We start from the raw sequence: 26,925 nt of genomic DNA, 5'->3' as shown, positions 1-26,925 counted from the left end.
GATGACCGCGAGCACCCGGGAACGCCGGAGCTCCGCTCCCGTCCGCGAGCCGCGCACGCCGCCGGTCGCCCGCACCGGCGGTGGCTTCCGACTGCGTGGGCCCGAGTGGCTCGACGGGCCGATGACCAGCTCGCACCTGGTGCTCGGCTCGGCCGGGATGCTGCTGGCCATCGGGCTGGTCATGGTCTTCTCCGCCTCCTCGATCGAGGCGGCGCTGGACGACCAGCCGGCCTGGCTGCCCGGCGTCCGGCAGATCGTCTTCGCCGGGCTCGGCCTGGTGGCGATGCTGGTGGCGATGCACCTGCCGATCGGCCGCATCCGGCGGTTCGCCGGCTGGGGGATGGTCGTCTCCTTCGTGCTGCTCACGCTGGTGCTGGTCCCCGGCATCGGGCTGGAGCTCAACGGCTCGCGCGCCTGGTTCGACCTGAAGGTCACCAACTTCCAGCCCTCGGAGCTGGCCAAGCTGCTCTTCGCGCTGTGGGGCGCGCACGTCATCGCCCTGCGCGAGCGCTACCTCACCACCCAAGCCCTGCTGGTGCCGGTGCTGCCGGCCTTCGTGCTGATGTCGGCTCTGCTCATCATGGAGCCGGACATGGGCGCGGTGGTCAGCCTCTCCCTGGTGGTGGCCGGGCTGATGTGGGCCGGCGGGCTGCCGCGCCGGTTCCTGGCCGGCGCCACGGTCCTCGCCGCTGCGGGCGTGGCCCTGATGATCGTCGTCGCCCCCTACCGGGCGGCCCGGATCACCGGCTTCCTCGACCCCTTCGCCGACCCGACCGACGGCGGGTACCAGGCGATCCACGGCTTCTACGCCCTCGCTTCCGGCGGCGTGGCCGGCGTCGGGCTGGGCAACAGCGCGATGAAGTGGAACCTGCTGCCGCACGCCGAGTCCGACTACATCTTCGCCATCATCGGCGAGGAGCTGGGCTTCCTCGGCTGCCTGGTGGTCATCAGCCTCTACGGCGTCCTGGCCTGGGCCGGGTTCCGGATCGCCCGCCGCTCGGCCGACCGGTTCGTCCAGCTCGCCAGCATCGCCATCACCGTGTGGCTGACCGGCCAGGCCACCATGAACATGGGCTACGTCGTCGGCCTGCTGCCGGTCACCGGGGTGACCCTGCCGCTGATCTCCGCCGGCGGCACGTCGCTGGTGCTCACCCTGTTCATCATCGGGCTGCTGGTCCGCTTCGCCCGCGCCGAGCCCGCCGCGGTCGCCCACCTGCAGTCCCAGCCCCGCGGCCGGCTGGTCCGGCTGTTCAACCCGGCGCCGGCCACCGCCGTCGACCCGGTGCCCTCCCGGCGCCGGTCGGGCAGCCGCAGCACCCCCCGGCCGGCCGAGCGCCCAGGCCGGTCCGACCCCCGGGGCGAGCCGCTGCGCGGCGTGCGCCCGGCACCGGCCGCCGCCCGCGACCTGCGCACCGCACGCCGGACGCCGGACGGTGCGCCGGCCCGTGCCCGGCGGGCCGAGGGCTGGGCACCGACCCCGGAGGAACGCTGGGGCGCGGTGGACCGGCAGACTGGGCGCGGCCGGCAGCCCGCCGGTGACCGCCCCTCCGCGCTCCGCCGGCCCTCGTCGGCCGCGGGACCCGCCCCGCGCGACGTCCCCCGTGAGCGCGCCGAGCCCCCGTCCGCGCGGGTCCGGCCGGCGCCGCGGTCCCACCCCCCGCGAACGGAACGGCCAGGACGCCTGCAGTGACCTCCCCCTCGAACGACGCCGGACCGCCCCACCCGGCGGACGCCGGCCGCCGGCTGCACGTGGTGCTCGCCGGCGGTGGCACCGGTGGGCACATCGAGCCCATGCTCGCCCTCGCCGACGCCCTCACCCGCCGCAGCACCGCCCCCGGCGGTGCCCCCCGGGTCACCTGCCTGGGCACCGCCCGCGGCATGGAGACCCGGCTGGTGCCCGCCCGCGGGTACGACCTGCGGCTCATCCCGCCGGTGCCGCTGCCCCGCAAACCCACGCCGGACCTGCTCCGGGTGCCCGGCCGGGTCGTCCGCGCCGTGTCCGAGACCCGCGCGCTGCTCACCGAGCTCGGCGCCGACGTGGTCGTGGGCTTCGGCGGCTACGTGGCGCTGCCGGCCTACCTCGCCGCCCGCCGGGCCGGCGTCCCGGTCGTCGTGCACGAGCAGAACGCGCTGCCCGGGCTGGCCAACCGGATCGGCGCCCGGGTCGCGGCGCGGGTCGCGCTCACCGTGCCCGGCACGCCGCTGCACGGCGGGGTGCACGTGGGCATGCCGCTGCGCACCTCGATCACCGGCCTGGACCGGGCCGCGCGCCGGGCCGAGGCCCGCGCCGCCTTCGGCCTGGACGCCGACCGGCCCACGCTGCTGGTCTTCGGCGGCTCGCAGGGTGCGGCCTCGCTCAACCGGGCCGCGGTCGGTGCCGCCGACGCGCTGACCGCCGCCGGGGTGCAGGTGCTGCACGCCCGCGGGCCGAAGAACACCGACGTCGCCGTCCCCGACCGCCCGGCCGGGTCCGCGCCCTACGTGGTCGTCGACTACCTGGAGCGGATGGACCTCGCCTACGCCGCCGCCGACCTGGCGCTGTGCCGGTCCGGCGCGGTGACCGTCGCCGAGCTGTCCGCAGTCGGGCTGCCGGCCGCCTTCGTGCCCCTGCCCATCGGCAACGGCGAGCAGCGGCTCAACGCGCTGCCGGTGGTCGAGGCCGGGGGCGGGCTGCTGGTGGCCGACGCCGACCTGGACCCGGCGTGGATCACCGCCGAGCTGGTCCCGCTGCTGACCGACCCCACCGCGCTGTCCGCGCTGGCCGCGCACGCCGCCGCCGCGGGCACCCCCGACGCCGACGACCGGCTGGCCGACCTGGTGCTCGACGTCGCCACCTCGAGAGGAACCCGATGAGCGCCGACGACGTCGCCGCCTGGACCGGCCCGATCCCGGCGCTGGGCGACCTGGGCGCGGTGCACTTCATCGGCATCGGCGGCGCCGGGATGAGCGGCATCGCCCGGATCATGCTGGCCCGCGGCGTGCCGGTCTCCGGCAGCGACCGCCGCGACTCCGCCACCCTGCGGGCGCTGGCCGCCCTCGGCGCGCGGGTCGAGGTCGGCCACGAGGGCGCGCACCTGGGCGAGGCCGCGACCGTGGTGGTCTCCACCGCCATCCGGGACGAGAACCCCGAGCTGCTCGCCGCCCGGGAGCGGGGCCTGCGGGTGCTGCCCCGGGCCGTCGCGCTGGCCGCGGTCATGGCCGGGCGGCGCAGCGTCGCGGTGGCCGGCACGCACGGCAAGACCTCGACCACCTCGATGCTCACCGTCGCCGTCCAGGCGTGCGGGGTCGACCCCTCCTTCGCCATCGGCGGCACGCTGAACGAGTCCGGGTCCAACGCCCACGCCGGGCAGGGCGACGTCTTCCTGGCCGAGGCCGACGAGAGCGACCGGTCGTTCCTGCTGCTGGCCCCGCTCGGGGCGATCGTCACCAACGTCGAGGCCGACCACCTGGACAACTACGGCGACCTCGCCGCGGTCGAGGCGGCCTTCGACACCTTCGTGCACACCGTGCCGGCCGAGGGCTTCCTCGTGCTCTGCGCCGACGACCCCGGCGCGGCCCGGCTCGCCGGCGTGGGCGGGGCCGCGCGGGTGCGCACCTACGGCCAGGGCCCGGACGCCGACCTGCGGCTGGTCGACCTGCGCGTGGCCGCCGACGGCACCCGGTACACCGCCGTCCTCGACGGCCGCGAGCTCGGCGAGGTGCACATCCAGCTGCCTGGGGCGCACATGGCCCTCAACAGCGCCGCGGCGCTGCTGGCCGGGCTGGAGCTGGGCCTGCCGGCGTCCGGGCTGATCAGCGGGCTCGAGCGGTTCGGCGGTGTGCACCGGCGGTTCGAGCTCAAGGGCACCGCGGCCGGCGTGCGCGTCTACGACGACTACGCCCACCACCCGACCGAGGTCGACGCGCAGCTGCGCGCCGCGCGGGCGGTGGTCGGGTCCGGCCGGCTCGTCGTGCTCTTCCAGCCGCACCTCTACAGCCGGACGGCGCAGTTCGCCGACGGCTTCGGCGAGGCCCTGGGCCTGGCCGACCTGATCGTCGTGATGGACGTCTACGGCGCCCGCGAGGACCCGGTGCCCGGCGTGACCGGCCGGCTGGTGGCCGACGCGGTCCCGGACGCCGGCCGCGTGTGGTTCGAGCCGTCCTGGTCGGCGGCCGCGCCGCGGGTCGCGGCCCTGGCCCGGCCCGGGGACCTCGTGGTCACCATGGGCGCCGGGGACGTGTCGATGGTCGGCCCCGAGGTGCTCGCCGCCCTGCGCGACCCCGAGGCCGGCGACCCGGAGGTGGCCGACGGGGCCGCGGACGGGACGGGGCCCACGCGGTGAGCCGGGTCGGGACGACCACCAACGACCGGGCGGGCTCACCCCGGCGGCGGAGCGGGTCGTCCCGGCGGCAGGCCTCCCGCGAGCAGTCCGCGCCGGTCACCCCACTGGGTCCCCGGCGCCGCCGCCGCAGCGCCCGCCGCACCCTGGCCCGGCGGCGGCGGCTGGTCGTCGGGCTCGGCGTGACCGCGGTCCTGCTCGCGGTCGCCGGCTGGGTGCTGCTGGCCGGCCCGCTGCTGGCCGTGCGCACGGTCCAGGTGGACGGCGCGGCCCGGCTGGCCGCCGGGGAGGTGGTCGGCGTCGCCGGCGTGGAGGTGGGCACCCCGCTGGCGCGGGTGGACACCGACGCGGTCGCCGCCCGGGTCGGTCAGCTGCCGCAGGTCGCCTCGGTCGAGGTCACCCGCGGCTGGCCGGGGACGGTGGTGATCACGCTGCAGGAGCGGGTGCCGGTCGCGGTCGTGCGGTCCGAGGGTGCCCGCCGGCTGGTCGACGCCGGGGGAGTGGTGTTCGAGACGATCACCGGCAGCACCCCCGACGGCGTCGTCCCGCTCGAGGTGTCCGCACCCGGGCCGGACGACGACGCGACGCGGGCGGCGCTCGGGGCGGTCACCGCGCTGCCGGGGGCCGTGCGGGCACAGCTGACCGGGGTCGCGGCGCGCACCGCCGACGACGTGACGCTCACCCTCACCGACGGCCGGACCGTGCGGTGGGGGAGCGCGGACCGCACCGACCGCAAGGCCGAGGTGCTCGCGGCGCTGCTGCAGCAGATCGACGCCGGTGCGGTCGAGCCCGGTGCGCTGCTGGACGTCAGCACCCCCGACGCCGTCGTCCTCCGCTGACCCTCGACCTCGACCACCAGCACGGCCGGGCTGCGACAGGCCGCGCGACACGCCCGGGACGCACCAGGTCCCTGGATTTCCGCAACTGTCCGACCGAGGTCCACCAGCGGGACGTCTGCACCGCTACGTGAGACGGAACCGCGCGGGTCGTCACACCGAGTGAGTCAGATGTGACAGGCGGGTCGCCCGATCTCCGTGCGACATCACAGTCCGGACACGCCGAGGCCGGAGGGGTGCTTGCTGGCGTGCGAGGGCACACCTAACTTCGACCACACACCCACCAGTTGACATAACTATAAGGCTTAACCTGAGGATGAAGGTCCAGTTGGGGAGCGCGGCATGACACCTCCGCACAACTACCTCGCGGTCATCAAGGTCGTCGGCATCGGCGGCGGCGGCGTGAACGCGGTCAATCGCATGATCGAGGTCGGCCTCAAGGGCGTCGAGTTCATCGCGATCAACACCGACGCGCAGGCGCTGCTGATGAGCGACGCCGACGTCAAGCTCGACGTCGGCCGCGAGCTCACCCGTGGCCTGGGCGCCGGCGCCCAGCCCGACGTCGGCCGGCAGGCCGCCGAGGACCACCGCGAGGAGATCGAAGAGGTGCTCAAGGGCGCCGACATGGTCTTCGTGACGGCGGGCGAGGGCGGTGGCACGGGCACCGGTGGTGCGCCGGTCGTCGCCTCCATCGCCCGCAAGCTCGGTGCCCTCACCATCGGCGTGGTCACCCGGCCGTTCTCCTTCGAGGGGAAGCGGCGGGCGGTCCAGGCCGAGTCCGGCATCGAGGAGCTGCGCAACGAGTGCGACACGCTCATCGTGATCCCGAACGACCGGCTGCTGCAGCTGGGCGACCGGAACGTGAGCGTCATGGACGCCTTCCGCACCGCCGACCAGGTGCTGCTGTCCGGTGTCCAGGGCATCACCGACCTCATCACCACCCCCGGCCTGATCAACCTGGACTTCGCCGACGTCAAGTCGGTCATGTCCGGTGCGGGCTCGGCGCTGATGGGCATCGGCAGCGCGCGCGGTGACAACCGGGCGCTGCTGGCCGCCGAGCAGGCCATCGCCTCCCCGCTGCTGGAGGCCTCGATGGAGGGCGCCCACGGCGTCCTGCTGTCGATCTCCGGTGGCTCGGACCTCGGCCTGTTCGAGATCAACGAGGCCGCCTCGCTGGTCAGCGACGCCGCCCACCCCGACGCCAACATCATCTTCGGGGCCGTCATCGACGACGCCCTCGGCGACGAGGTCCGGGTGACGGTGATCGCGGCCGGCTTCGACAGCGGCCGGCCGAGCAACCGCAAGGACGCCGGCACGACCCTGCTCGCGACCGCCGCCCCCGTGGCGCCGGCCGCACCCAGCACGCCGGTCACCACGCCCGCACCTGCCCGGGCCGCCGCGCCCGTGCAGACCGGCGAGCGCCCGGCGGCCCAGGCGCCGGTCCAGGCCCCGGCCGCGGCTCCGGCCACCCAGGCCGTCCCGGCCCAGGCGCCGGCGGCCGGTGCCCCGCGGCCCGGTCAGCCCGCCGCGCCGGCGACGGGTGGCGGGATCACCGTCCCGCCGCTGCCGCCCGTCCCCGGCCCGAACAGCGGCGCCCGTCGTCCGCTGGGCTCCGAGGACTTCGAGGAGGAGCTCGACATCCCCGAGTTCCTCCGTTCGCAGTAGAAGGACCCCCGTGCCCCCCACTACTCGCAAGCTCGCAGCGGGTCCCTGCACGGGGGCCGTGTGAGCTCCGGACCGGCCGTCCCGACGGCGGTGCGACCCCGACGGGTCGTCACCGACCGCCGGGGCGGCCGTTCCACTGCCCCCTACGACTCCTTCAACCTCGGCGTCCACGTCGGGGACGACCCGGCCGACGTCGCGGCCAACCGTGCGCGGCTGGCCGGTGAGCTGGGCGTGCCCGGCGAGCAGGTCGTCTGGATGACCCAGGTGCACGGCACCGGGGTCGCCATCGTCGAGGACGCCGAGGAGAACCCGGTCGCCGACGTCGACGCGCTGGTGACCGCGACGCCGGGCCTGGTGCTCTGCGTGCTGGTCGCCGACTGCGTGCCGGTCCTGCTGGCCGACCCGGTCGCCGGGGTGGTCGCGGCGGTGCACGCCGGGCGCGAGGGCGTCCGGCGCGGTGTCGTCCCGGCGGCGCTGGCGGCGATGACCCGGCTGGGTGCCCGCCCGGCCGACGTCGAGGCGCTGCTGGGCCCGGCGGTCTGCGGACTGGACTACGAGGTGCCCGCGGCCATGCAGGCCGAGGTCGCCCGGGTGGCCCCGGCCAGCGCGGTGCGCACCCGGCAGGGCACGCCCGGGCTCGACCTGCGGGCGGGTCTGGCCGAGGTGCTGCGCGGCGCCGGCGTCCGCCAGGTCGTGCACGACCCGCGGTGCACCGTCGAGGACCCGCGGCTGTTCAGCCACCGACGGGACGGTGTGACCGGTCGTCAGGCCGGCGTCGTCTGGCTCGGCTGATGACGGAGGACCCCCTCTCCGCCGACCTCTCCCACGCTCGCGGCGAGCCCCTGCGAGGCGGCCGGGACGAGTCGTCGAGCGGTGCCGGGGCCGAGCTCGTCGAACGGCTGACCGCGAACCTGCGGGCGGTGCGGGAGCGGATCGACGCCGCGGCCCGCGCCGCCGGCCGGGACCCGGCCACGGTGGCCCTGCTCGCGGTCAGCAAGACCCACCCCGCCGAGGCCGTGGCGGTCCTCGCCGCCCTCGGCCAGCTCGACTTCGCCGAGAACCGGGTGCAGGAGCTGTCGGGCAAGGCGGCCGCGCTGGCCGAGGACCCGGCGGTCCCCGCCCTGCGGTGGCACCTGGTCGGCCAGCTCCAGCGCAACAAGGCCGCCGCCGTCGTCCGGCTGGGGGCCACCGTGCACTCGGTCGACCGCGAGCAGCTGGTCACGGCCCTGGCCCGGGCCGCGGACACCCAGGAGCGCGTCGTCGACGTCCTGGTCCAGGTCGACCTCGGCGGGCCCGAGGGGGAGCTGGGGGAGCGGGGCGGCGCCCCGCCCGAGGACGTCCCCCGGCTGGCCGACGCCGTCGCTGCGGCCGCCGGGCTGCGCCTGCGCGGTCTGATGGCGGTGGCCCCGCGGGGCGGTGACCCGGCGCCGGCGTTCCAGCGGCTGGCCGCGCTCGCCGCGCGGGTGCGGGCCGACCACCCTGGTGCCTCGGAGACATCGGCAGGCATGAGCGGCGACCTGGAGGCTGCTGTGACCGCTGGTGCCACTGTGGTGCGTGTCGGTACCGCGTTGTTCGGCGCCCGGCCCCTAGCCTCCGATGCGGAGGACCCGCCCGGCACCACTGCGCGGTCCTGAGTCACACCAGCACCACCCGCACCACCGATCCGCACGACCCGCCCGGCCAGCGCGAGCCGCCGGCGCCGACGAGAACTGAGGAGACGTCCGATGGCCGGAGCCATGCGAAAGATGGGGGTCTACCTCGGCCTCGTCGAGGACGACGACACCCGGGGCGGCTACGACCGCTACGCGTCGCGGCAGGGCGACTACGAGCGTGACGAGCGCGGGTACGACCGGGGCGGCTACGACCGCTACGCCGCCGACCACGACGACGCCTACGGCGAGCCGGAGCCCGCGGTGGCCGAGAGCCGCTACGGCGCCGGCCAGTTCGGTGAGGCCGGCTACGGCGCCTCGGGCTACGGCGCGCCGGGCTACGACGCCGACCACACCACCGACCACTACGCCGGCGACCGGTTCGACGACCGCGGCCCCGAGCGCGCGCCCGAGCCCGAGGTCTCCCTGGGCCGCCGCAGCCCGGCGCCGCGCACCCTGGGCCTGGCCCCGGCGCCGGCCCCGACCCTGGGCAGCACCTCCGCGCGGCTGGTCGGCGGGTCCGGCATCGGTGCGGGCGGCTCCGGCAGCCCCGCGCGCAGCCGCATCGGCGGGGGCGTGTCCGGCTCGGCGGGCCTCGCGGTGAGCGAGCCGCTGGCGGTGCAGGCCGTGCCGGAGCCCACCCCGGCCCCGGCCCCGGCGCCCAAGGCGACGCCGAACTACCGCATCACCACGGTGCACCCCAAGGACTACAACGAGGCGCGCACCATCGGTGAGCGGTTCCGCGACGGCATGCCGGTGATCATGAACCTGACCGAGATGGAGCACGCCGACGCGAAGCGCCTGGTGGACTTCGCCATCGGTCTGACGTTCGGTCTGCACGGTAGTATCGAGCGCGTCACGGCCAAGGTCTTCCTGCTCAGCCCGCAGGACGTGGACGTGACGGCTGAGGACAAGGCCCGCATCCGTGAGGGCGGGTTCTTCCAGCAGCCCTGATCCGCCGCACGTCCCGTCCACCGCGCACGACGTGCCCTTCAACGAACGAGGACCGTGAACGTACTGCTGGACATCGTCGCCTCGGTCCTGCTCGTCTTCCTGATCCTGCTGTTCGCCCGGTTCGTCGTGGACTGGGTGATGGTGCTCGCGCGCAGCTGGCGCCCGCAGGGTCTCGTCGCCGCCGGTCTCGAGGTCGTCTACTCCACCACCGACCCGCCGTTGAAGGCCGTTCGGAAGGTCATCCCGCCGTTGAACCTGGGCTCGATCAGGCTGGACCTGGGGTTTATGGTGCTCCTGATCGCCGTGGTCCTGCTGCGCAACCTGGCGCTCTCGCTCTGATCCACCCGGAGCGGACTGGGGACCCCGTGCGGGTCGCCGCCGGTCTAGGTCCGTCCCCGTTCCTCCGTCCCACCTGAGGTGAGCCGCATGCCACTGACTCCCGCCGACGTGCACAACGTCGTCTTCAAGAAGCCGCCGATCGGCAAGCGCGGTTACGACGAGGACGAGGTCGACGCCTTCCTGGACGTGGTCGAGGCGGAGCTGGCCCGCCTCATCGAGGAGAACAACGACCTGCGCAGCTCCGGCTCGCGCACCGAGCGCCCCGAGTCCGCGCCGATGACGGTGGCCGCCCCGCCGCCCCCGCCGGCCCAGACCACGCCGCAGGTCCGCGAGGACGAGAGCATCCGCGCCACCCGCATGCTCGCGCTGGCCACCGAGACCGCCGAGCGGCACGTCAACGAGGCCAAGGCCCAGGCCGACCAGATGGTCGGCAGCGCCAAGAGCTCCAGTGACCGCATGATGAGCGAGGCCCGCACCAAGAGCGAGCAGATGGTCGGCGAGGCCAAGAACCGCGCCGACGCCATGCTCGGCGACGCCCGGACCCGCGCCGACACGATGGAGCGCGAGGCCCGCGCCAAGGCCACCGCCCTCGCCCAGGACGCCGAGCGCAAGCACGTCGAGGCCATGGGCTCGCTGGAGGAGAAGCGGGCGAGCCTGGAGCGCAAGGTCGACGAGCTGCGCACCTTCGAGCGCGAGTACCGCACCCGGCTGCGTTCCTACCTCGAGTCCCACCTGCGCGACCTCGACAGCCGCGGCTCCGCCGAGCCCGCCTCGAACAACCGGCAGAACCAGCACGTCAGCGCCTGATCCGGGTGCTCGCCGTGCGCGCACGGTGAGACCCAGCACGACCCCTCCGGACCTCGACCGGGGGGGTCGTGCTGTTCCTCGGGCCGACTCGACCCGAACGGCGCCACTAGCATCCGGAGGATGTCCTCGACGGCGGCTGTCCTCGTCTTCATCGCCCTGGGGGCGCTCGTCACCGGTCTCCTGCGGGAGTCGACGGAACTCACCTGGGTGGCGTTCATCGCGAGCGTCCTCGCCGTGGGGGTGCTGGTCGCCGGCGAGCTGGGCCGGCGCCGTGCCGGAACGGACGACGGAGCGCGGTCACCGGTGGCGGGCACCGGGAGGGGGCCGACCTCCACCGTCAGGCCCGGCGGCCCGGCAGCCGCACCGCTCAGGTCGGTCCTGGACGACGACCTGTCGGTACGGCGGGTGTCACCGCCGCCCGTGCCGCCCAGCTCGCCGGACGTCTACGGGAGGGGGCGCAGGCCCCGCACCGAGGACCTCGGCGACCTCACCGGCGCCGACATCCGGTACACCGGCACCAGGCCGGTCGACGGGCGAGCACCGACCAGCTCGTCCCACGCAGCTCCCGACGGCCCCGCCGCCCCACGTGTCGAGGCGTTCCCGGGCCGCGCATCGCCGATCGCACCGTCCCGGGCCGCCGACCGCGAGCCCCCGGCCGAGGACGTCGACATGACGGACCTGCTGCTGGTGCTCGACCTGACCGACGAGGTGATGGTCGTCGACCGGCACCCGCGGTACCACCTCGAGCGCTGCCCGTACCTGCTCGGTCACCAGGCGGTCGCGCTGCCGATCAGCGAGGCACGAGCGGACGGGTTCACCCCCTGCAGCACCTGCGGGCCGATCCGGCTGTTCGCCGCCCGGGAGCGCGCCCGCCGCTCGGTGTGACCAGCAGTCAGGCCGTCGCCCGGGTGATCCAGATGCGGGAACCGGCCGGGCCCTCGAGGCCCTCGCCGTCGCCGGCGGTCTGCGCGTGCACCGACGTCGCGAGCACCTCGGCGGCCACCTGCTCGCCGTGCTCGGTCAGCGCCCGGGCCGCGGCGTCCTCCCCGGTCCACCACAGCTCGATCCGGTCGCTGACCGCCAGGCCGGTGGTCTTGCGGGCCTCCTGCACCAGCCGGACCACCTCCCGCACCAGCCCGGCGCGCTCCAGCTCCGGGGTGAGGGTCAGGTCCAGTGCGACGGTGAGCCCGCCGGCCGAGGCCACGGTCCAGCCCTCGCGCGGGGTCTCGGTGACGATCAGGTCGCCCTCGACCAGCGGGACGTCGGTGCCGTCGACGGGCACCGTCGCCGTCCCCGCGCGGTAGTCGGCCACCAGCCCGGCCGCGTCGGTGGCGGCCACGGCCGCCGCGACGGCCTGCACCTGCTTGCCCAGCCGGCGGCCCACCGCCCGGAAGTCGACCTTGACCGAGACGTCGACCAGCGAGCTGCCCACCGCGGCGAGCTCGGTCAGCTCGGCGACGTTCAGCTCGTCGGCCACCTCGGCGACCAGGTCACGGGGGAGCTGCGACCACCCCGGGGCGGCGACGAGGGCGCGGGCCAGCGGCTGCCGGGTGCGCGACTTGGCCGACGTCCGGGCCGAGCGGCCCAGCTCGACCAGCCGGCGCACCAGCGTCATCTGCTCGACCAGGGCGTCGTCGCGGGCCTCGGCGTCCACGGTCGGCCAGGTCGCCAGGTGCACCGAGTCGACGGCGTCGGGCAGGCCGGGGGCGACGACGGTGCGCCACACCCGCTCGGTGACGAACGGGGTGAACGGCGCCATCAGCCGGGTCAGGCCGTCGAGCACCTCGTGCAGGGTGCCCAGCGCGGCCGGGTCGCCGTCCCAGAAGCGGCGACGGCTGCGCCGGACGTACCAGTTGGACAGGTCGTCGACGAACTCGGCGATCAGCCGACCGGCGGTCTGGGTGTCGAAGTCCTCCAGCGCGCGGGTGACCCCGTCGGTGACCGAGGCGAGCTCGGCCAGCGCCCAGCGGTCCAGCAGCGGGCGCTCCGCCCGCGGGGGAGCCGGGGTGGCCGCGGGGTCCCAGCCGTTGGTCTCGGCGTAGAGGGTGAAGAAGCTGGCGGTGTTCCAGTAGGTCAGCAGGACCTTGCGGACGACCTCGGACAGCGTCTCGTGCCCGACCCGGCGGGCCGACCACGGCGAGCCGCCGGCGAGCATGAACCAGCGGACGGCGTCGGCGCCGTGCCGGTCCATCAGGGGCATGGGCTCGAGGATGTTGCCCAGGTGCTTGCTCATCTTCCGGCCGTCCTCGGCCAGGATGTGGCCCAGGCACAGCACGTTCTCGTAGCTGCTCTGCTCGAACACCAGCGTGCCGACGGCCATCAGCGTGTAGAACCAGCCGCGGGTCTGGTCGATCGCCTCGGCGATGAACTGCGCCGGGTAGGCGGCCTCGAACTCCGCCTTGTTGCGGTGCGGGGCGCCCCACTGGGCGAAGGGCATCGAGCCGGAGTCGTACCAGGCGTCGATGACCTGGCGGACCCGGCGGTAGGTGCCCTCCTCGCCGTCGACGGTGAAGGTGACGTCGTCGATGAAGGGCCGGTGCGGGTCCAGGTCGGACAGGTCGCGGCCGGTGAGCTCCGACAGCTCGGCCAGCGAGCCGACGACGACCATCCGCGAGGGGTCTGCGTCGTTGCGCCAGATGGGCAGCGGCGTGCCCCAGTACCGGTCGCGGGACAGCGCCCAGTCGACGTTGTTGTTCAGCCAGTCGCCGAAGCGACCCTCCTTGATGTTCTCCGGGTACCAGTGGGTGCGCTCGTTCTGCGCCAGCAGCTGGCCCTTGATCTCGCTGGTGCGGATGTACCAGGAGGGCTGCGCGTAGTACATGAGCGGGGTGTGGCACCGCCAGCAGTGCGGGTAGCTGTGCTCGTAGCGCATCTCCCGGTACAGCACACCGCGGTCGACCATGTCCTGCACCAGCGTCGGGTCGGCGGCCTTGAAGAAGTGCCCCCCGACCAGCGGGACGTCGGCGGTGAAGTGCCCGGTCGGGTCGATCGGGTTGACGACGGGGAGGCCGTAGGCGCGGCCCACGGCGAAGTCGTCGGCGCCGAAGGCCGGCGACTGGTGCACCAGCCCGGTGCCGTCCTCGGTGGTGACGTACTCGGCCAGGACGACGTAGTGCGTCTCCACGTCGTCGGGGAAGTCGACGAGCTCGAACGGGCGCTGGTAGTGGGTGCGCTCCCAGTCGCGGCCGGTCGTGCGGGCCAGCACCTGGGCGCCCTCGCCGAGTGCGGCGGTCAGCAGCGGCTCGGCCACGACCAGCGGGCGGCCCGCGTCGTCCCCGGCCGGGCGGGCGACGACGTAGGTGACGTCGGGGTGCACGGCGACTGCGGTGTTGCTCGGCAGCGTCCACGGGGTCGTCGTCCAGACCAGCAGGTCGGCCTGGCCGGCCCACTCACCGGTGGTGACCGGCATCCGCACGTAGACCGAGGGGTCGACCAGGGTCTCGTAGCCCTGGGCGACCTCGTGGTCGGACAGGCCCGTGCCGCAGCGCGGGCAGTAGGGGGCGACGCGGTGGGACTCGACGAGCAGGCCCTTGTCGAAGACCTGCTTGAGCGACCACCAGACGCTCTCGATGTAGCTGGCGTCCATCGTCCGGTAGGCGGTCGACATGTCGACCCAGTAGCCCATCCGGTCGGTCAGCTCGGCGAAGGCGCCGACGTGCCGCTCGACGGACTCCCGGCAGCGGGCGTTGAACTCCGCGATGCCGTAGGCCTCGATGTCGGGCTTGCCGGCGAAGCCCAGCTCCTGCTCCACGGCGATCTCCACCGGCAGGCCGTGGCAGTCCCAGCCGGCCCGGCGGGGCACGTGGTAGCCCTGCATGGTCTTGAACCGGGGGAAGACGTCCTTGAACGCCCGCGCCTCGATGTGGTGCGTGCCCGGCCGCCCGTTGGCCGTGGGCGGGCCCTCGTAGAACACCCACTGCGGGCGGTCGGCGGCGCCCTCCAGCGTGCGGGCGAAGACCTTGTCGGTCGCCCACTGCTCCAGCACCTCGTGCTCGAGGGCCGGCAGGTCGACCTGGGGCGGGAGGGCCTGGAACGGGCCGGAGGGTGCACTCACGCCCTCCATCATCCCCGACCCGTCACGGCACCTCCGCAAGCGCCGTCATCTGCCGGAGACGCCGGTACGGGAGACTGCCCGCCATGGGGGTCCGGCGATGAACACCACGGTCACCGCCGCCCTGGCCGTCGGTGCGCTCGTGGTCCTCGTCGCCGCCGTCGCGCTGCGGTTGGCCGACCGGATCGGCCTGCCCTCGCTGCTGCTCTACCTCGCCCTCGGCGTCGCCCTGGGGGAGAGCGGCGTGGGCGTGGAGTTCGAGGACGTCGCCCTCACCCAGACCCTCGGCGTCGCCGCGCTCGTGGTGATCCTCGCCGAGGGCGGGCTCACCACCCGCTGGGCCGACGTCCGACGTGCGGTCGGCCCGGGCATCGCGCTGTCCACCCTCGGGGTCGTGGTCAGCATCGGGGTGGTCGCCGTGGTCGCGGTCTGGCTGCTGGACTACAGCTGGCCCTTCGCCCTGCTGGTGGGCGCGGTGGTGACCTCCACCGACGCCGCTGCGGTCTTCTCCACGCTGCGCCGGCTGCCGCTGCCCCGGCGGATGGTGGCCGCCCTGGAACTGGAGTCCGGCCTCAACGACGCCCCGGTGATCCTGCTGGTGCTGGCGCTGTCCGAGCAGCTCACCGGCGGGCACGCCCACCCCTGGTACCTGGTGCTGGCCGAGGTGCTCGGCGAGCTGGCCGGGGGTGCGGTGGTCGGGGTGGGGCTGGGCTTCGGCGGCGCCTGGCTGCTGCGCCGGGCCGCGCTGCCGCTGGTCGGCTTCTACCCGCTGGCCACCGTGGCGCTGTGCGTCCTGGCCTTCTCCTCCGCCGACCTGCTGCACACCTCGGGGTTCGTGGCGGTCTACCTGTGCGGGCTGGTGCTGGGCAACGCCGCACTGCCGCACCGCGCCGGCACGATCGGCTTCGCCGAGGGCCTGGCCTCCCTCGCCCAGATCGGGCTGTTCGTGCTCCTGGGCCTGCTGGTCTCGCCGTCCCGGCTGTCCGAGGCGCTGCTGCCGGCGCTGTTGATCGGTGGCGTGCTGCTGCTTTTGGCCCGGCCGCTGTCGGTGGCGGTGAGCCTGGCCCCGTTCCGGATGCCGGCGTCCCAGCAGCTGTTCGTCTCCTGGGCGGGCCTGCGGGGTGCGGTCCCGATCGTGCTGGCGACCTTCCCGGTCGCCGCCCAGGTGCCTGGCGCGACGCGGGTGTTCGACACCGTGTTCGTGCTCGTCGTGGTCTTCACGCTCGTGCAGGGCTGGTCGCTGCCCACCGTGGCCCGCTGGCTGCGCCTGGCCACCCCGGTCACCCCGACCGACATCGACGTCGAGTCCGCCCCGCTGGACGAGCTGGGTGCGGAGCTGATGCAACTGCGGGTGCCGGAGACCTCCCGGCTGCACGGCGTCTACCTGCCCGAGCTGCGGCTGCCCGAGAACGCCTCGGTGGTGCTCGTCGTCCGGGGCGGGCAGCCGTTCGTGCCCGACCGGTCGACCCGGCTGATGCGCGGGGACCAGGCGCTGCTGGTCACCACCCGCGGGTCCCGGCTGGAGGCCGAGCGGAGGTTGCGGGCGGTCAGCCGCGGCGGCCGCCTCGCCACCTGGCGCGGCGAGGACGGCGCCCCCAGCGAGACCGACTAGGAGGGCGACCCTCCGGGCCGCACCGCCGCCAGGAGCCGTCCCGGCCCGTGCCGAGCCGCTTCGAGCCCTGCCGCCGGGGAGCCTCCGGCCCCCGCGTCGTCAGGACTCAGCGGTCCTCCGGACCGCGACCACCCGCCTCGTCGCACGTCCCGTGTCCCGGTCGGCGAGCCTCCGGCCCGCGCGACCGGGCCACCTCAGCCCTGCAGCTCCAGCGTCTTCGTGGTGTCGGCGCGGACCTCGGCCAGCAGGTCCGGGTTCTCCGACAGCTGGTGGCCGTAGGAGGGGATGGCCTCCTGCAGCAGCGGGCGCCAGCCGTCGATCCGGTCGGGGAAGGCCCGCTCCAGCAGCGTGAGCATCGCCGCGGTGGCCGTCGAGGCGCCGGGGGAGGCGCCCAGCAGGCCGGCGATGGTGCCCTCGGCGCCGACGATGAGCTCGGTGCCGAACTGGAGGACGCCGCGGCCGGTGGTCGCGTCCTGCTTGATGACCTGGACCCGCTGGCCGGCGGTGATCAGCTCCCAGTCGCCGGACTCGGCGGTGGGCACGAACTCCTCCAGCGCGCGGAACCGCGAGCTGGTCGACTGCAGCACCTGGCCGATGAGGTACTTCGTCAGCGGGATGTTGGCGATGCCCGCGCCCAGCATCGAGCCGAGGTTGCCGCTGCGCACCGAGCGGGGCAGGTCCCACATCGAGCCGGACTTGAGGAACTTGGGCGAGAAGCCGGCGTAGGGGCCGAACAGCAGCGACTGCTCGCCGTCGATGAGCCGCAGGTCCAGGTGCGGCACCGACATCGGCGGGGCGCCGACCTTGGCCTGCCCGTAGACCTTCGCCTGGTGGCGGGCGACCAGCTCGGAGTTGCGGCTGCGCAGGAACTGACCGCTCACCGGGAAGCCGCCGAAGCCGCGGATCTCGGGGATGCCGGCGCCCTGCAGCAGCGGCAGTGCGCCACCGCCGGCCCCGACGAAGAGGAACCGGCTGCGCACCGTGCGCTTGGCGCCGGAGGCGAGGTCGGTGACCGTGGTCGCCCAGCGGCCGTCGGTCTCCCGGCGCACCCGGGTGACCCGGTGCCGCAGGTGCAGCTCGACGCCGCGGGTGACGGCGGCGTCGACGAGCAGCCCGGTGAGGGCGCCGAAGTTGACGTCGGTGCCGGCCAGCGAGCGGGTGGCGGCGACGACCTCGGTGGGGTCGCGGCGGTCCATCATCAGCGGGACCCAGTCGGTGAGCTCGCCGGGGGAGTCGGTGTACTCCAGGCCGGCGAACAGCGGCTGCGGGGCCAGCGCGTCGTACCGGTTGCGCATGTAGCGGTGGCCGTCGGGGCCGGTGACGAAGCTGATGTGCGGCACCGAGGTGATGAAGGACTTCGGCGAGTCGGTGAGCCCGCTGCGCACCAGGTGCGACCAGAACTGCCGCGAGACCTGGAACTGCTCGTTGATGCCGACGGCCTTGGTCGGGTCGACGGTGCCGTCGGGGCGGGCCGGGGTGTAGTTGAGCTCGCACAGCGCCGAGTGCCCGGTGCCGGCGTTGTTCCACGGCCCGGAGCTCTCCCCGGCCACCTCGGCGCCGGACTCGAAGACCTGGACGGTCCAGTCCGGGGCGACGATGCCCAGCAGGGCGGCGAGGGTGGCGCTCATGATGCCGCCGCCGACGAGGACGACGTCGGGGTTGTGAGCGTCGCTGGTCACGTTGTGCCTCCGTGCATCGAGTGTCTTCGGCGTCCATCGTCGCCCCAGTCGGGGAGCTGCACCGCCCCGGCCGGTCAGTCTCCCCGAAGTAGGGGGATGACCTGTCTCACACCGGGCCACCGTCGAGGGTGCGCTCCGGTCACCTGCACCCGCAGCACGGCCGCACGACACGGCCGGACGACGGGGCACCAGCGTGGCAGACGGCCTCCGCGGGACCCGCCGCTATCGTCGTCGCCGACGTGGCCGCCCGGGTCGCGGACAGGAGGACGGCGCGGTGTCCGAGCAGTCCCACCCCACCTCCGGGCCGGCGACCCCGCCGTCCGGCGACGGCGACGGCGCCACCCCCGCGCCGCGGCGCCGCTCGCGGGCCCGGCTGCTGCTGGGCCTGGCGCTGGTCGTGTTCGCCCTCGACCTGGCCACCAAGCTGGCGGTCGTCGCGACCATCGACCGCGGCGAGAACATCCGCACCCTGGGCGGGGCGGTCTACCTGACCCAGGCGCGCAACACGGGTGCGGCCTTCGCCTTCGCCGAGGGCGCCACCGTGGTGTTCACCCTCATCGCGCTGGTCGTGGCGGCGGTCATCATCCGCAGCGCCCGGCGGTTGTTCTCGACGGGCTGGGCGGTCGCACTGGGGCTGGTCCTGGGCGGTGCGGTGGGCAACCTGGTCGACCGGCTGTTCCGCGACCCCGGGTTCCTGCGCGGCGGCGTCGTCGACTGGATCTCGGTGTTCGGGCCGAACGGCGAGCACTACCCGATCTTCAACGTGGCCGACTCCGCGATCGTCTGCGGCGGCGTGCTCGGTGCGCTGCTGGCCTTCCGCGGCATCGAGTTCGACGGCAGCCGGACGAAGGACAAGGAGGCGGCTGCGAAGGCCGCCCGGGACACCGACCGGGACGCCGGGACCGCCGCCGACTAGGCCGGCTCGGCCCGGCGGCGTCGTCCCGTCGGCCCCACCCGTCACAATGGACCGGTGACCAGCAGTCCCGGCCCGACCCCTCCCGACGGGCCCGCCACCGGTGTACGGCGCGGTGAGCTGCGCTCGGTGCCGGTGCCCGACGGCCTCGAGGGCCAGCGCGTCGACCAGGCGCTGGCCCGGATGTTCGGCATCAGCCGCGGGGTCGCCGCCGACCTGGCCGACGCCGGGGTGGTGGTCGTCGACGGCAGGCCGCGCGGCAAGGGCGACCGGCTGACCGGTGGCAGCTGGCTGGAGGTGGAGCTGCCCCCGCCCCCGGGCGAGTCCGCCCCGCCGCAGCCGGTGTCCGGGATGACCGTCGTGTACGACGACGACGACGTGGTGGTGATCGACAAGCCGGTGGGCGTCGCCGCGCACGGCAGCCCCGGCTGGACCGGCCCCACCGTCACCGGCGGGCTGGCCGCGGCCGGCTACCGGATCTCCACCAGCGGCGCGGCCGAGCGGCAGGGCATCGTGCACCGGCTGGACGCCGCCACCACCGGGCTGATGGTGGTCGCCAAGAGCGAGCGCGCCTACACGCTGCTCAAGGCCGCGTTCAAGGAGCGCACCGTCGACAAGGGCTACCACGCCCTGGTGCAGGGCCACCCCGACCCGTCCAAGGGCACCATCGACGCACCCATCGACCGGCACCCCAAGCACGACTGGCGCTTCGCGGTCGTCAGCGGCGGCCGCCCGTCGGTCACCCACTACGAGGTCGTCGAGGCCTTCCCCTCGGCCAGCCTGGTCGACGTCCACCTGGAGACCGGGCGCACCCACCAGATCCGGGTGCACTTCTCCGCGCTGCGCCACCCGTGCGTGGGCGACCTGACCTACGGCGCCGACCCGACGCTGGCGGCCCGGCTGGGCATGACCCGGCAGTGGCTGCACGCCGTCCGGCTGGGCTTCGCGCACCCGGCCGACGGCCGCTGGGTGGAGTTCCACAGCGACTACCCGGCCGACCTGGCCGGTGCCCTGGCCGTGCTGCGCGCCGAGAACTGAGCCGCGCCCCTCGTGACCGGCCCCGACCTGACCTTCGCCGACTTCGGTCCGGCGCAGCTGGCGGCGGCGATCATCGCCGTCTACCTGGTGGTCGGTGAGCCGTTCGTCGGGTACGTGCTGCACCGCCGCTTCGAGGGCCGGCTGCGCTCCGACCCGGCCGCGCGGCGGTCGTTCTACCAGCGGCTGCTGGTCCTGGAGTGGGGCCTGGCGGCGGTGACGCTGGTGGTCTGGCTGGCCGCGCCGGGCGTCGGCGCGGCGCAGGTGGGTCTGCACCTGCCGGGCCGCTGGCCGGGCCCGTTGGCCTCGGTGGTGGTCGTCGCGCTGGTCGTGCTGGCGGCGCTGTCGGTCCGGGCGCTGCGGTCGGGGGCACTGGCGGGGCCGCCACCGGAGGTGCTGCGCCGCACCCGGCCCGGCGACGCCCGGCACGCCGAGGCACCGGGGCACGCGGCGCTGGCGCTGCTGCCGCGCAGCCCGGGGGAGCGCCGGCTGTTCGCCCTCGTCGGGGTCACCGCCGGGGTGTGCGAGGAGTGGCTGTACCGCGGTTTCCTGCTGGCCGTGGTCGCCGCCCTGGCCCCGGGGCTGCCCGCGCTCGCCCTCGTGGTGGTCGCCGGCGTCGCCTTCGGGCTGGCGCACGCCTACCAGGGGCTGACCGGGGTCGTGACCACCGGCGTGCTGGGTTCGCTGCTGGCCGGGGTCTACCTGTCCACCGGGTCGCTGCTGCTGCCGGTGTTGCTGCACGCCGCCATCGACCTGCGCTTCCTGCTGGTGCCCTCGACCGCGCTGCCGGCCGCCTCGGTGGTGCCGGTCCGGTGAGCGCACACCCCGGAGGTGCACGCCCCGTGGACGCACGCCTGGCCACGCCCGCCGACTGGCCGGAGGTCTCCGCGCTGCGGCAGCGGGTCTTCGTCGTCGAGCAGGGCGTGCCCGCCGAGCTGGAGCTCGACGACCGGGACGCGACCGCCGTCCACGCCCTGAGCCGGGACGACGCCGGCCGCGTGGTCGCCACCGGCAGGCTGCTGCCCGACGCCGCCGGGCCGGGCCGGGCGGTCGTGGGCCGGATGGCCGCCGACGCCGCCGTCCGGGGGCGCGGGCACGGGTCGGCGGTGCTCGCCGTGCTGGAGGCCGAGGCCGCCGCCCGGGGGCAGCGGGCGGTGAAGCTGCACGCCCAGGTGACCGCCCGGGGCTTCTACGACCGCGCCGGCTACGCGGTCGTGGGGGAGGAGTACGAGGAGGCCGGCATCGTCCACGTGACGATGCGCAAGGAGCTCCGGTGACCGTGCGCAGGGGCGCCCGGGCCGGGCGTGACGGAGTGGTCCGGATCGCGGAGACACGTCCTGTCGGACCCTCGGCGTAGGACTGATCAGGTGCGAGGATCGACAGGTGCCGACCTCGCGTCCGCACACCATCGGGACAGCACCGAACGGCCTTCCCCGCCGGTCACCTGAGAACGACCCGCCGCCCCTGACCACCCACCGGTGGCCAGGCGGCCGCACGACCGTGAGGAGCACCACCCACCGTGAGCAGCACCCCCTCGTCCGACTCGTTCGCACACCTGCACGTGCACACCGAGTACTCGATGCTCGACGGGGCGGCGAAGCTGGGTGAGGTGACCAAGGCGGCGGCCGCGGAGGGCATGCCGGCGCTGGCGATGACCGACCACGGCAACGTGTTCGGCGCGTACGACTTCTACAAGCAGGCCAACGCCGCCGGGGTCAAGCCGATCATCGGCATGGAGGGCTACTACACGCCCGGCTCGCGCTTCGACCGCGCACCGTTCGACTTCGGCGACAAGCTCATCGACGAAGAGGGCGACGGCGGCAACAACCGCGGCAAGGCCGCCTACACGCACATGACGATGCTGGCCCGCACCACCGAGGGCATGCACAACCTGTTCCGCATCTCCTCGATGGCCAGCCTCGAGGGCCAGTACCGCAAGCCCCGCTTCGACCGCGACCTGCTCGAGAAGCACGGCAAGGGCCTGATCGCCACCACCGGCTGCCCGTCGGGCGAGGTGAACATGTGGCTGCGCGCCGGCAAGTACGACAAGGCCCGTGCCGCCGCTGCCGACTTCCAGGACATCTTCGGGCGTGAGAACTTCTACGCCGAGGTCATGGACCACGGCCTGAACATCGAGAAGCGGACCCGGGCCGACCTGCTCAAGATCGCCAAGGACCTGGGCATCCCGCTGCTGGCCACCAACGACCTGCACTACACCCACCGCGAGGACGCGCAGGCCCACGACGCCCTGCTGTGCATCCAGACCGGGTCGCGGCTCAACGAGCCCAACCGCTTCAAGTTCAACGGCGACGGCTACTACCTGAAGTCCTCGGCCGAGATGCGCGCGCTGTTCGCCGACCTGCCCGAGGCCTGCGACAACACCCTCGTCATCGCCGAGCAGTGCGAGGTCCAGTTCACCGAGGGCGCCGACCTCATGCCCCGCTTCCCCCTGCCCGAGGGGGAGGACGAGACCTCCTGGTTCATCAAGGAGGTCGAGGCCGGGCTGCACAAGCGCTACCCCAACGGCATCCCCGACGCGGTGCGCAAGCAGGCCGACTACGAGACCGGGATCATCGCCCAGATGGGCTTCCCGGGGTACTTCCTCGTGGTCGCCGACTTCATCAACTGGGCCAAGGACAACGGCATCCGCGTCGGCCCCGGCCGCGGCTCGGCCGCCGGCTCCATGGCCGCCTACGCCATGGGCATCACCGACCTCGACCCGCTGGCGCACGGGCTGTTCTTCGAGCGGTTCCTCAACCCCGAGCGCGTCTCCATGCCCGACGTCGACATCGACTTCGACGACCGCCGCCGCGGCGAGGTCATCCAGTACGTCTCGCAGAAGTACGGCGAGGAGCGGGTCAGCCAGATCGTCACCTACGGCACGATCAAGGCCAAGGCCGCGATCAAGGACGCCGCCCGGGTGCTGGACCGGCCCTACTCCGTTGGTGACGAGCTGACCAAGCTCATGCCCCCGGGCGTGATGGGCAAGGACATCCCGCTGTCGGGGATCTTCGACCCCAAGCACGACCGCTACAAGGAGGCCACCGAGTTCCGGGCCCGCTACGAGTCCGACCCCGGTGCCGCCGAGGTCGTCGACCAGGCGCGCAAGCTCGAGGGCCTGAAGCGGCAGTGGGGCGTGCACGCCGCCGGCGTCATCATCGGCCGGTACCCGCTGATCGACAGCATCCCGATCATGCGGCGCGAGGCCGACGGCGCGATCATCACGCAGTTCGACTACCCGACCTGCGAGACGCTCGGCCTGCTCAAGATGGACTTCCTGGGCCTGCGCAACCTCACCGTCCTCGACGACGCGCTGCGCAACATCGTCATCAACGGCAAGGACCCGGTCGACCTCGACGAGATCAGCAAGGACCTCACCGACCCGGCGACCTACGCCCTGCTCTCGCGCGGCGACACCCTCGGGGTCTTCCAGTTCGACGGCGGCCCGATGCGCTCGCTGCTGCGGCTGATGCGCCCCGACAACTTCGAGGACATCTCGGCCGTCGGCGCCCTCTACCGGCCGGGCCCCATGGGTGCGAACTCGCACACCAACTACGCGCTGCGCAAGAACGGCCAGCAGGAGATCACCCCGATCCACCCGGAGCTGGCCGAGCCGCTCGCGGAGATCCTGGGCGGCACCTACGGCCTGATCGTGTACCAGGAGCAGGTCATGTCGATCGCGCAGAAGGTCGCCGGGTACTCCCTCGGCAAGGCCGACCTGCTGCGCCGCGCGATGGGCAAGAAGAAGAAGTCCGTCCTGGACGCCGAGTACGTCGGCTTCGAGGCCGGGATGAAGGCCAACGGCTACTCCGCCGCGGCGGTCAAGACGCTGTGGGACATCCTGGTGCCCTTCGCCGACTACGCCTTCAACAAGGCGCACTCGGCGGCCTACGGCCTGATCTCCTACTGGACGGCCTACCTCAAGGCCAACTACCCGGCCGAGTACATGGCCGGGCTGCTGACCAGCGTGGGCGACGACAAGGAGCGCCGGCCGGTCTACCTGGCCGAGTGCCGCCGGATGGGCATCAAGGTGCTCCCGCCGGACGTCAACGAGTCCTCCTGGGACTTCACCGCCGTCGGCAACGACATCCGCTTCGGCCTGGCCTCGGTGCGCAACGTCGGGCACAACGTCGTCGACTCGATCGTGCGGGCGCGCGAGGAGAAGGGCGCGTTCAAGGACTTCGCCGACTTCATGCGCAAGATCGACACGGTGGCCTGCAACAAGAAGGTCATCGAGTCCCTGGCCAAGGCCGGCGGCTTCGACTCCCTGGGCCACTCCCGTCAGGGCATCGCCGCGATCCACGCCCAGGCCGTCGACTCCGCGATGAGCCTCAAGCGCAAGGAGGCCGAGGGGCAGTTCGACCTGTTCGGCAGCTTCGGCGAGGACGGCGGCGGTGAGCTCGGTGACCCGCTGAGCGCCGCGCTGGACATCCCGATCCCGACCGCGGACTGGTCGAAGTCGGAGAAGCTGGTCTTCGAGCGCGACATGCTCGGCCTCTACGTCTCCGACCACCCGCTGCACGGCGTCGAGCACGTGCTCACCTCGCACGCCGACACCTCGCTGGCCGAGATCATCTCCGGCGGGGTGGAGGACGGCGCCAACGTCACCATCGCCGGCATCCTCACCGCGGTCGGCCCGCGTACCAACAAGCAGGGCGCGCCCTGGGCGATCGCCACGCTGGAGGACCTCGAGGCCGGGCTGGAGGTGCTGTTCTTCCCCAAGACCTGGGCGCAGGTGTCGGACAAGGTGGTCCGCGACCAGATCGTCGTGGTCAAGGGCCGGATCAGCCGCCGCGACGACACCCCGTCGCTGTTCGCCGCCGAGGTGACCATCCCGGAGATCACTGAGGGCCCCCGGGGCCCGGTGCTGGTCTCCATGCCCGCGGCCCGCTGCACGCCGCCGGTGGTCGAACGGCTGCGCGAGGTGCTCGGCAGCCACCCGGGCACGACCGAGGTGCAGTTGAAGCTGCTCAACGGCGGGCGGGAGACCGTGCTGCGGCTGGACCAGGGCCTCCGCGTGCGACCCAGCACCGCGCTGATGGGCGACATCAAGGCGCTCCTGGGCCCCACCAGCGTCGCCCTCCTGTAGGCGGCGCGGCCCGCCCCGACAGGTCCGGGGCGGGCTACCGGACCGTCTCCCTGGCCACCTGCCAGGGAACTCCCCGGCGGCTGCGACGACAATGGGCCGGTGACCGACCCCCGAGCCGCCGGGCAGCTGCCCCCGTTCCCGGCGCGCCCCGGCCCCGCGGAGGGGGCGGACGTGGTGCCCGGGACCGACACGGAGCGGTTCCCGGCCTCCGGGCCGCAGCACCTCCCGGTGCCCGGTGCGAGCGCCCCGTCCGCGCCGGGTGCCGAGCCGGGGCAGCCGCTGCCGCCCTGGGCGCAGGCCCGCCGGGCCGGCGTCCCGGGTCTGCGGGGGAGCCGGGAGGACCTGCGGACCGGGCTGCTCAGCGTGCTGGTGCTGGCCCTGTGCGGGCTGCCCGCCGGTGCGCTGTGGCTGTGGCTGGCGCCGCGGGCGGAGTACCGGGTCACCGAGACCGACGTCGTGCCGCTCAGCGGGCTGCCCAACTCCGAGCTGTTCGTCTCCGACGACAGCGTCTTCGTGCTGGTCCTCGCCGCGATCGGGCTGCTGGCCGGGCTGGTGCTGTGGCGGCTGCGCAGCCGGCGCGGCGCGCTGGTCCTGGTCGCGCTGGCCACCGGGATGCTGGCAGCCGGCATCGTGGCCTGGCAGCTGGGGACGGCGCTGGGCGACGGCCCGACCGAGGCCGAGCTGACCGAGGTCGGCCGCACGGTCACCACCGGGCTGAGCCTGCGGGCCACCGCGGCTCTCGCGGTCGGCCCGTTCCTCGCGGTGCTGGTCTACCTGGTCGCGGCCACCTACACCTCCCGCCAGGACCTCGGCCGCCCCGAGCCCGAGGACCTGCCGCCGCGATTGCCGCTCCCGCCCGTCCCGCCGCCGGCGTCCTAGCAGCGGCGTCCCGGCCCTTCGCCAGGCTCCACCGCGAGCGGCGAGTGGTGGGGGCGAGGTCAGGCCCCCTCGTAGCGCCCCACCGCGAGGTACGAGTGGTGGGGGGCGAGGGGTCCTTCGTCAGTTCGGGGTCATCGGGGTGGCGAACTGCACCAGCGGCACCGGGACGGCGCCCAGCGTGCGCAGCAGGGTGAGCTCGCGGCGCAGCAGCCGGGACTCCAGGGCCAGTCGGCGCCGGGTGGCGGACTCGGCCAGCAGCGCCTGCCGGTCCTCGGTGGTCAGCAGCGCCGCGGACGCGACCAGGTAGGACAGCCCGCGGGCGTCGTCGGCCACCTCGCGCAGCAGTGCCGCGGTGCCGCCCAGCTCCCCGCCGCCCTCGTCGTCGTCCCCGAGCAGCTCGTCGGGGGACAGCGCGTCGAGCACCTCGTCCGGCAGGCCGCCGGCGTCGCCGGACTGGCGGATGGCCACGTCGGCGACGTAGCGGGCGAACAGGTCGCGGACGTTGCCGGCGAGCACCTCCAGCGACCCGCGGGCGACCTCGCTGAGCACGTCCTCGGGGACGATGCCGGCGGTCTGGTCCGGGCCGGTGAGCCCCTCGGCGTCCCCGGCCGCCTCCTCGGCGGCCTCCTCCTCGTCCAGCCACTCCACCAGCGCCTGCAGGTAGGGCGGCTCGTCGGGGCCGGAGGGCACGAGGACGTCGAGCAGCCGGAACCGGTCGCCGCCGACGGCGACCACCTGGTAGCCGCCGTCGCTCTGCGGCGCGATCACCCGCACGGTGGCGGTGCAGCCGACGTCGAACAGCGCCTCCGCCGGCGCCACCCGCTCGACCTCCCAGCCCTGCCGGATCGCGACGACGCCGAAGCGGCGCGGCGCCCCTTCGGGCAGGGCGACCAGGTCGGCCACCAGCCGGCGGTAGCGGGGCTCGAAGATCTGCAGCGGCAGCACCACGCCGGGGAAGAGCGGGCTCTCCAGGGGGAACAGCGCGATGACCTCGCGGCCCCCCGCACCCTCGTCGTTCCCGCTCGCCCGCACGCCCGGAGCCTACGGGCAGCGGGGCCGTCGTACCGGGCGTCTACCGTTTGGTCGTTCTGCTGCTCG

General features: G+C 74.3%; 21 protein-coding genes. 18 read left to right on the top strand and 3 right to left on the bottom strand.

The window, feature by feature from the left end; genetic code table 11:
* Window position 1 precedes the first annotated feature (1 nt).
* From ftsW to O2W14_RS05475, 11 genes are all read left to right on the top strand, one after another.
* Window positions 2-1,690 (top strand): putative lipid II flippase FtsW, encoded by a 1,689-nt coding sequence (gene ftsW / locus O2W14_RS05525; RefSeq protein ID WP_269175076.1) that lies wholly within the window; start codon window positions 2-4, stop codon window positions 1,688-1,690.
* Window positions 1,687-2,853: an undecaprenyldiphospho-muramoylpentapeptide beta-N-acetylglucosaminyltransferase gene (gene murG / locus O2W14_RS05520; protein ID WP_269175075.1), complete on the top strand. Its 1,167-nt coding sequence runs from the start codon at window positions 1,687-1,689 to the stop codon at window positions 2,851-2,853. Before ftsW ends, murG begins: the two co-directional genes overlap by 4 nt.
* Window positions 2,850-4,322 carry a UDP-N-acetylmuramate--L-alanine ligase gene (gene murC, locus O2W14_RS05515; RefSeq protein WP_269175074.1) on the top strand — a complete coding sequence of 491 codons (1,473 nt, stop codon included), beginning with the start codon at window positions 2,850-2,852 and terminating at the stop codon, window positions 4,320-4,322. Before murG ends, murC begins: the two co-directional genes overlap by 4 nt.
* Window positions 4,319-5,158 (top strand): cell division protein FtsQ/DivIB, encoded by an 840-nt coding sequence (locus O2W14_RS05510; RefSeq protein WP_269175073.1) that lies wholly within the window; start codon window positions 4,319-4,321, stop codon window positions 5,156-5,158. Before murC ends, O2W14_RS05510 begins: the two co-directional genes overlap by 4 nt.
* A 339-nt stretch (window positions 5,159-5,497) precedes the next feature.
* A complete protein-coding gene (gene ftsZ, locus O2W14_RS05505) occupies window positions 5,498-6,820 on the top strand; it encodes a cell division protein FtsZ (protein WP_269175072.1) in 1,323 nt (440 codons plus the stop codon).
* Between the two features lie 60 nt (window positions 6,821-6,880).
* Window positions 6,881-7,612: a peptidoglycan editing factor PgeF gene (gene pgeF, locus O2W14_RS05500; RefSeq protein ID WP_269175071.1), complete on the top strand. Its 732-nt coding sequence runs from the start codon at window positions 6,881-6,883 to the stop codon at window positions 7,610-7,612.
* On the top strand, window positions 7,612-8,454 hold the full coding sequence (locus O2W14_RS05495; RefSeq protein WP_269175070.1) for a YggS family pyridoxal phosphate-dependent enzyme: 843 nt from the start codon (window positions 7,612-7,614) through the stop codon (window positions 8,452-8,454). The genes pgeF and O2W14_RS05495 overlap by 1 nt, the downstream gene beginning before the upstream one ends.
* A 90-nt stretch (window positions 8,455-8,544) precedes the next feature.
* Window positions 8,545-9,423, top strand: a complete 879-nt coding sequence (locus tag O2W14_RS05490; protein WP_269175069.1) for a cell division protein SepF — start codon at window positions 8,545-8,547, stop codon at window positions 9,421-9,423.
* Window positions 9,424-9,477: 54 nt separating this feature from the next.
* Complete coding sequence (locus tag O2W14_RS05485) at window positions 9,478-9,762, top strand: YggT family protein (RefSeq protein WP_163610439.1); 285 nt, start codon at window positions 9,478-9,480, stop codon at window positions 9,760-9,762.
* 87 nt (window positions 9,763-9,849) lie between these two features.
* Complete coding sequence (locus O2W14_RS05480; protein WP_269175068.1) at window positions 9,850-10,569, top strand: DivIVA domain-containing protein; 720 nt, start codon at window positions 9,850-9,852, stop codon at window positions 10,567-10,569.
* Between the two features lie 120 nt (window positions 10,570-10,689).
* Entirely contained in the window at window positions 10,690-11,454 is a 765-nt protein-coding gene (locus tag O2W14_RS05475; protein WP_269175067.1) for a hypothetical protein, read from the top strand.
* Window positions 11,455-11,461: 7 nt separating this feature from the next.
* On the opposite strand, the gene ileS is transcribed toward O2W14_RS05475, so the two are convergent.
* Window positions 11,462-14,623: an isoleucine--tRNA ligase gene (gene ileS, locus O2W14_RS05470; RefSeq protein ID WP_269175066.1), complete on the bottom strand. Its 3,162-nt coding sequence runs from the start codon at window positions 14,621-14,623 to the stop codon at window positions 11,462-11,464.
* 97 nt (window positions 14,624-14,720) lie between these two features.
* On the opposite strand from ileS, the gene O2W14_RS05465 reads away from it, so the two are divergent.
* Complete coding sequence (locus tag O2W14_RS05465; protein ID WP_269175065.1) at window positions 14,721-16,232, top strand: potassium/proton antiporter; 1,512 nt, start codon at window positions 14,721-14,723, stop codon at window positions 16,230-16,232.
* A gap of 194 nt (window positions 16,233-16,426) precedes the next feature.
* Here the strand turns inward: O2W14_RS05465 and mqo are convergent, their stop codons facing one another.
* Window positions 16,427-17,911, bottom strand: coding sequence for a malate dehydrogenase (quinone) (mqo, locus tag O2W14_RS05460; RefSeq protein ID WP_269175064.1), 1,485 nt, complete (start codon window positions 17,909-17,911; stop codon window positions 16,427-16,429).
* A gap of 274 nt (window positions 17,912-18,185) precedes the next feature.
* Between mqo and lspA the strand changes: the two genes are divergently transcribed.
* From lspA to O2W14_RS05430, 6 genes are all read left to right on the top strand, one after another.
* Complete coding sequence (lspA, locus tag O2W14_RS05455) at window positions 18,186-18,827, top strand: signal peptidase II (RefSeq protein ID WP_269175063.1); 642 nt, start codon at window positions 18,186-18,188, stop codon at window positions 18,825-18,827.
* A gap of 54 nt (window positions 18,828-18,881) precedes the next feature.
* On the top strand, window positions 18,882-19,862 hold the full coding sequence (locus O2W14_RS05450) for an RluA family pseudouridine synthase (protein ID WP_269175062.1): 981 nt from the start codon (window positions 18,882-18,884) through the stop codon (window positions 19,860-19,862).
* Between the two features lie 12 nt (window positions 19,863-19,874).
* Window positions 19,875-20,675, top strand: coding sequence for a CPBP family intramembrane glutamic endopeptidase (locus O2W14_RS05445; RefSeq protein ID WP_269175061.1), 801 nt, complete (start codon window positions 19,875-19,877; stop codon window positions 20,673-20,675).
* Window positions 20,676-20,701: 26 nt separating this feature from the next.
* Window positions 20,702-21,136 (top strand): GNAT family N-acetyltransferase, encoded by a 435-nt coding sequence (locus O2W14_RS05440; protein ID WP_269175060.1) that lies wholly within the window; start codon window positions 20,702-20,704, stop codon window positions 21,134-21,136.
* A gap of 242 nt (window positions 21,137-21,378) precedes the next feature.
* The gene (gene dnaE, locus O2W14_RS05435) at window positions 21,379-24,948 is read left to right on the top strand and encodes a DNA polymerase III subunit alpha (protein WP_269175059.1); all 3,570 of its coding nucleotides are present in this window, start codon (window positions 21,379-21,381) and stop codon (window positions 24,946-24,948) included.
* A gap of 99 nt (window positions 24,949-25,047) precedes the next feature.
* Window positions 25,048-25,827, top strand: a complete 780-nt coding sequence (locus O2W14_RS05430; RefSeq protein ID WP_269175058.1) for a DUF2567 domain-containing protein — start codon at window positions 25,048-25,050, stop codon at window positions 25,825-25,827.
* Between the two features lie 120 nt (window positions 25,828-25,947).
* On the opposite strand, the gene O2W14_RS05425 is transcribed toward O2W14_RS05430, so the two are convergent.
* A complete protein-coding gene (locus O2W14_RS05425; RefSeq protein WP_269175057.1) occupies window positions 25,948-26,859 on the bottom strand; it encodes an LON peptidase substrate-binding domain-containing protein in 912 nt (303 codons plus the stop codon).
* Window positions 26,860-26,925 lie beyond the last annotated feature (66 nt).

Source organism: Modestobacter sp. VKM Ac-2986, assembly GCF_026967795.1.
GTDB lineage: Bacteria > Actinomycetota > Actinomycetes > Mycobacteriales > Geodermatophilaceae > Modestobacter.
This window is presented reverse-complemented; position numbering and strand designations above follow the sequence as displayed.

What these genes read in the sequence shown, in the direction of transcription:
- ftsW (WP_269175076.1), top strand. Translation starts at nt 2, where the DNA reads ATGACCGCGAGCACCCGGGAACGCCGGAGCTCCGCTCCCGTCCGCGAG.
- murC (WP_269175074.1), top strand. Translation starts at nt 2,850, where the DNA reads ATGAGCGCCGACGACGTCGCCGCCTGGACCGGCCCGATCCCGGCGCTG.
- ftsZ (WP_269175072.1), top strand. Translation starts at nt 5,498, where the DNA reads ATGACACCTCCGCACAACTACCTCGCGGTCATCAAGGTCGTCGGCATC.
- O2W14_RS05495 (WP_269175070.1), top strand. Translation starts at nt 7,612, where the DNA reads ATGACGGAGGACCCCCTCTCCGCCGACCTCTCCCACGCTCGCGGCGAG.
- O2W14_RS05490 (WP_269175069.1), top strand. Translation starts at nt 8,545, where the DNA reads ATGGCCGGAGCCATGCGAAAGATGGGGGTCTACCTCGGCCTCGTCGAG.
- O2W14_RS05480 (WP_269175068.1), top strand. Translation starts at nt 9,850, where the DNA reads ATGCCACTGACTCCCGCCGACGTGCACAACGTCGTCTTCAAGAAGCCG.
- O2W14_RS05475 (WP_269175067.1), top strand. Translation starts at nt 10,690, where the DNA reads ATGTCCTCGACGGCGGCTGTCCTCGTCTTCATCGCCCTGGGGGCGCTC.
- O2W14_RS05465 (WP_269175065.1), top strand. Translation starts at nt 14,721, where the DNA reads ATGAACACCACGGTCACCGCCGCCCTGGCCGTCGGTGCGCTCGTGGTC.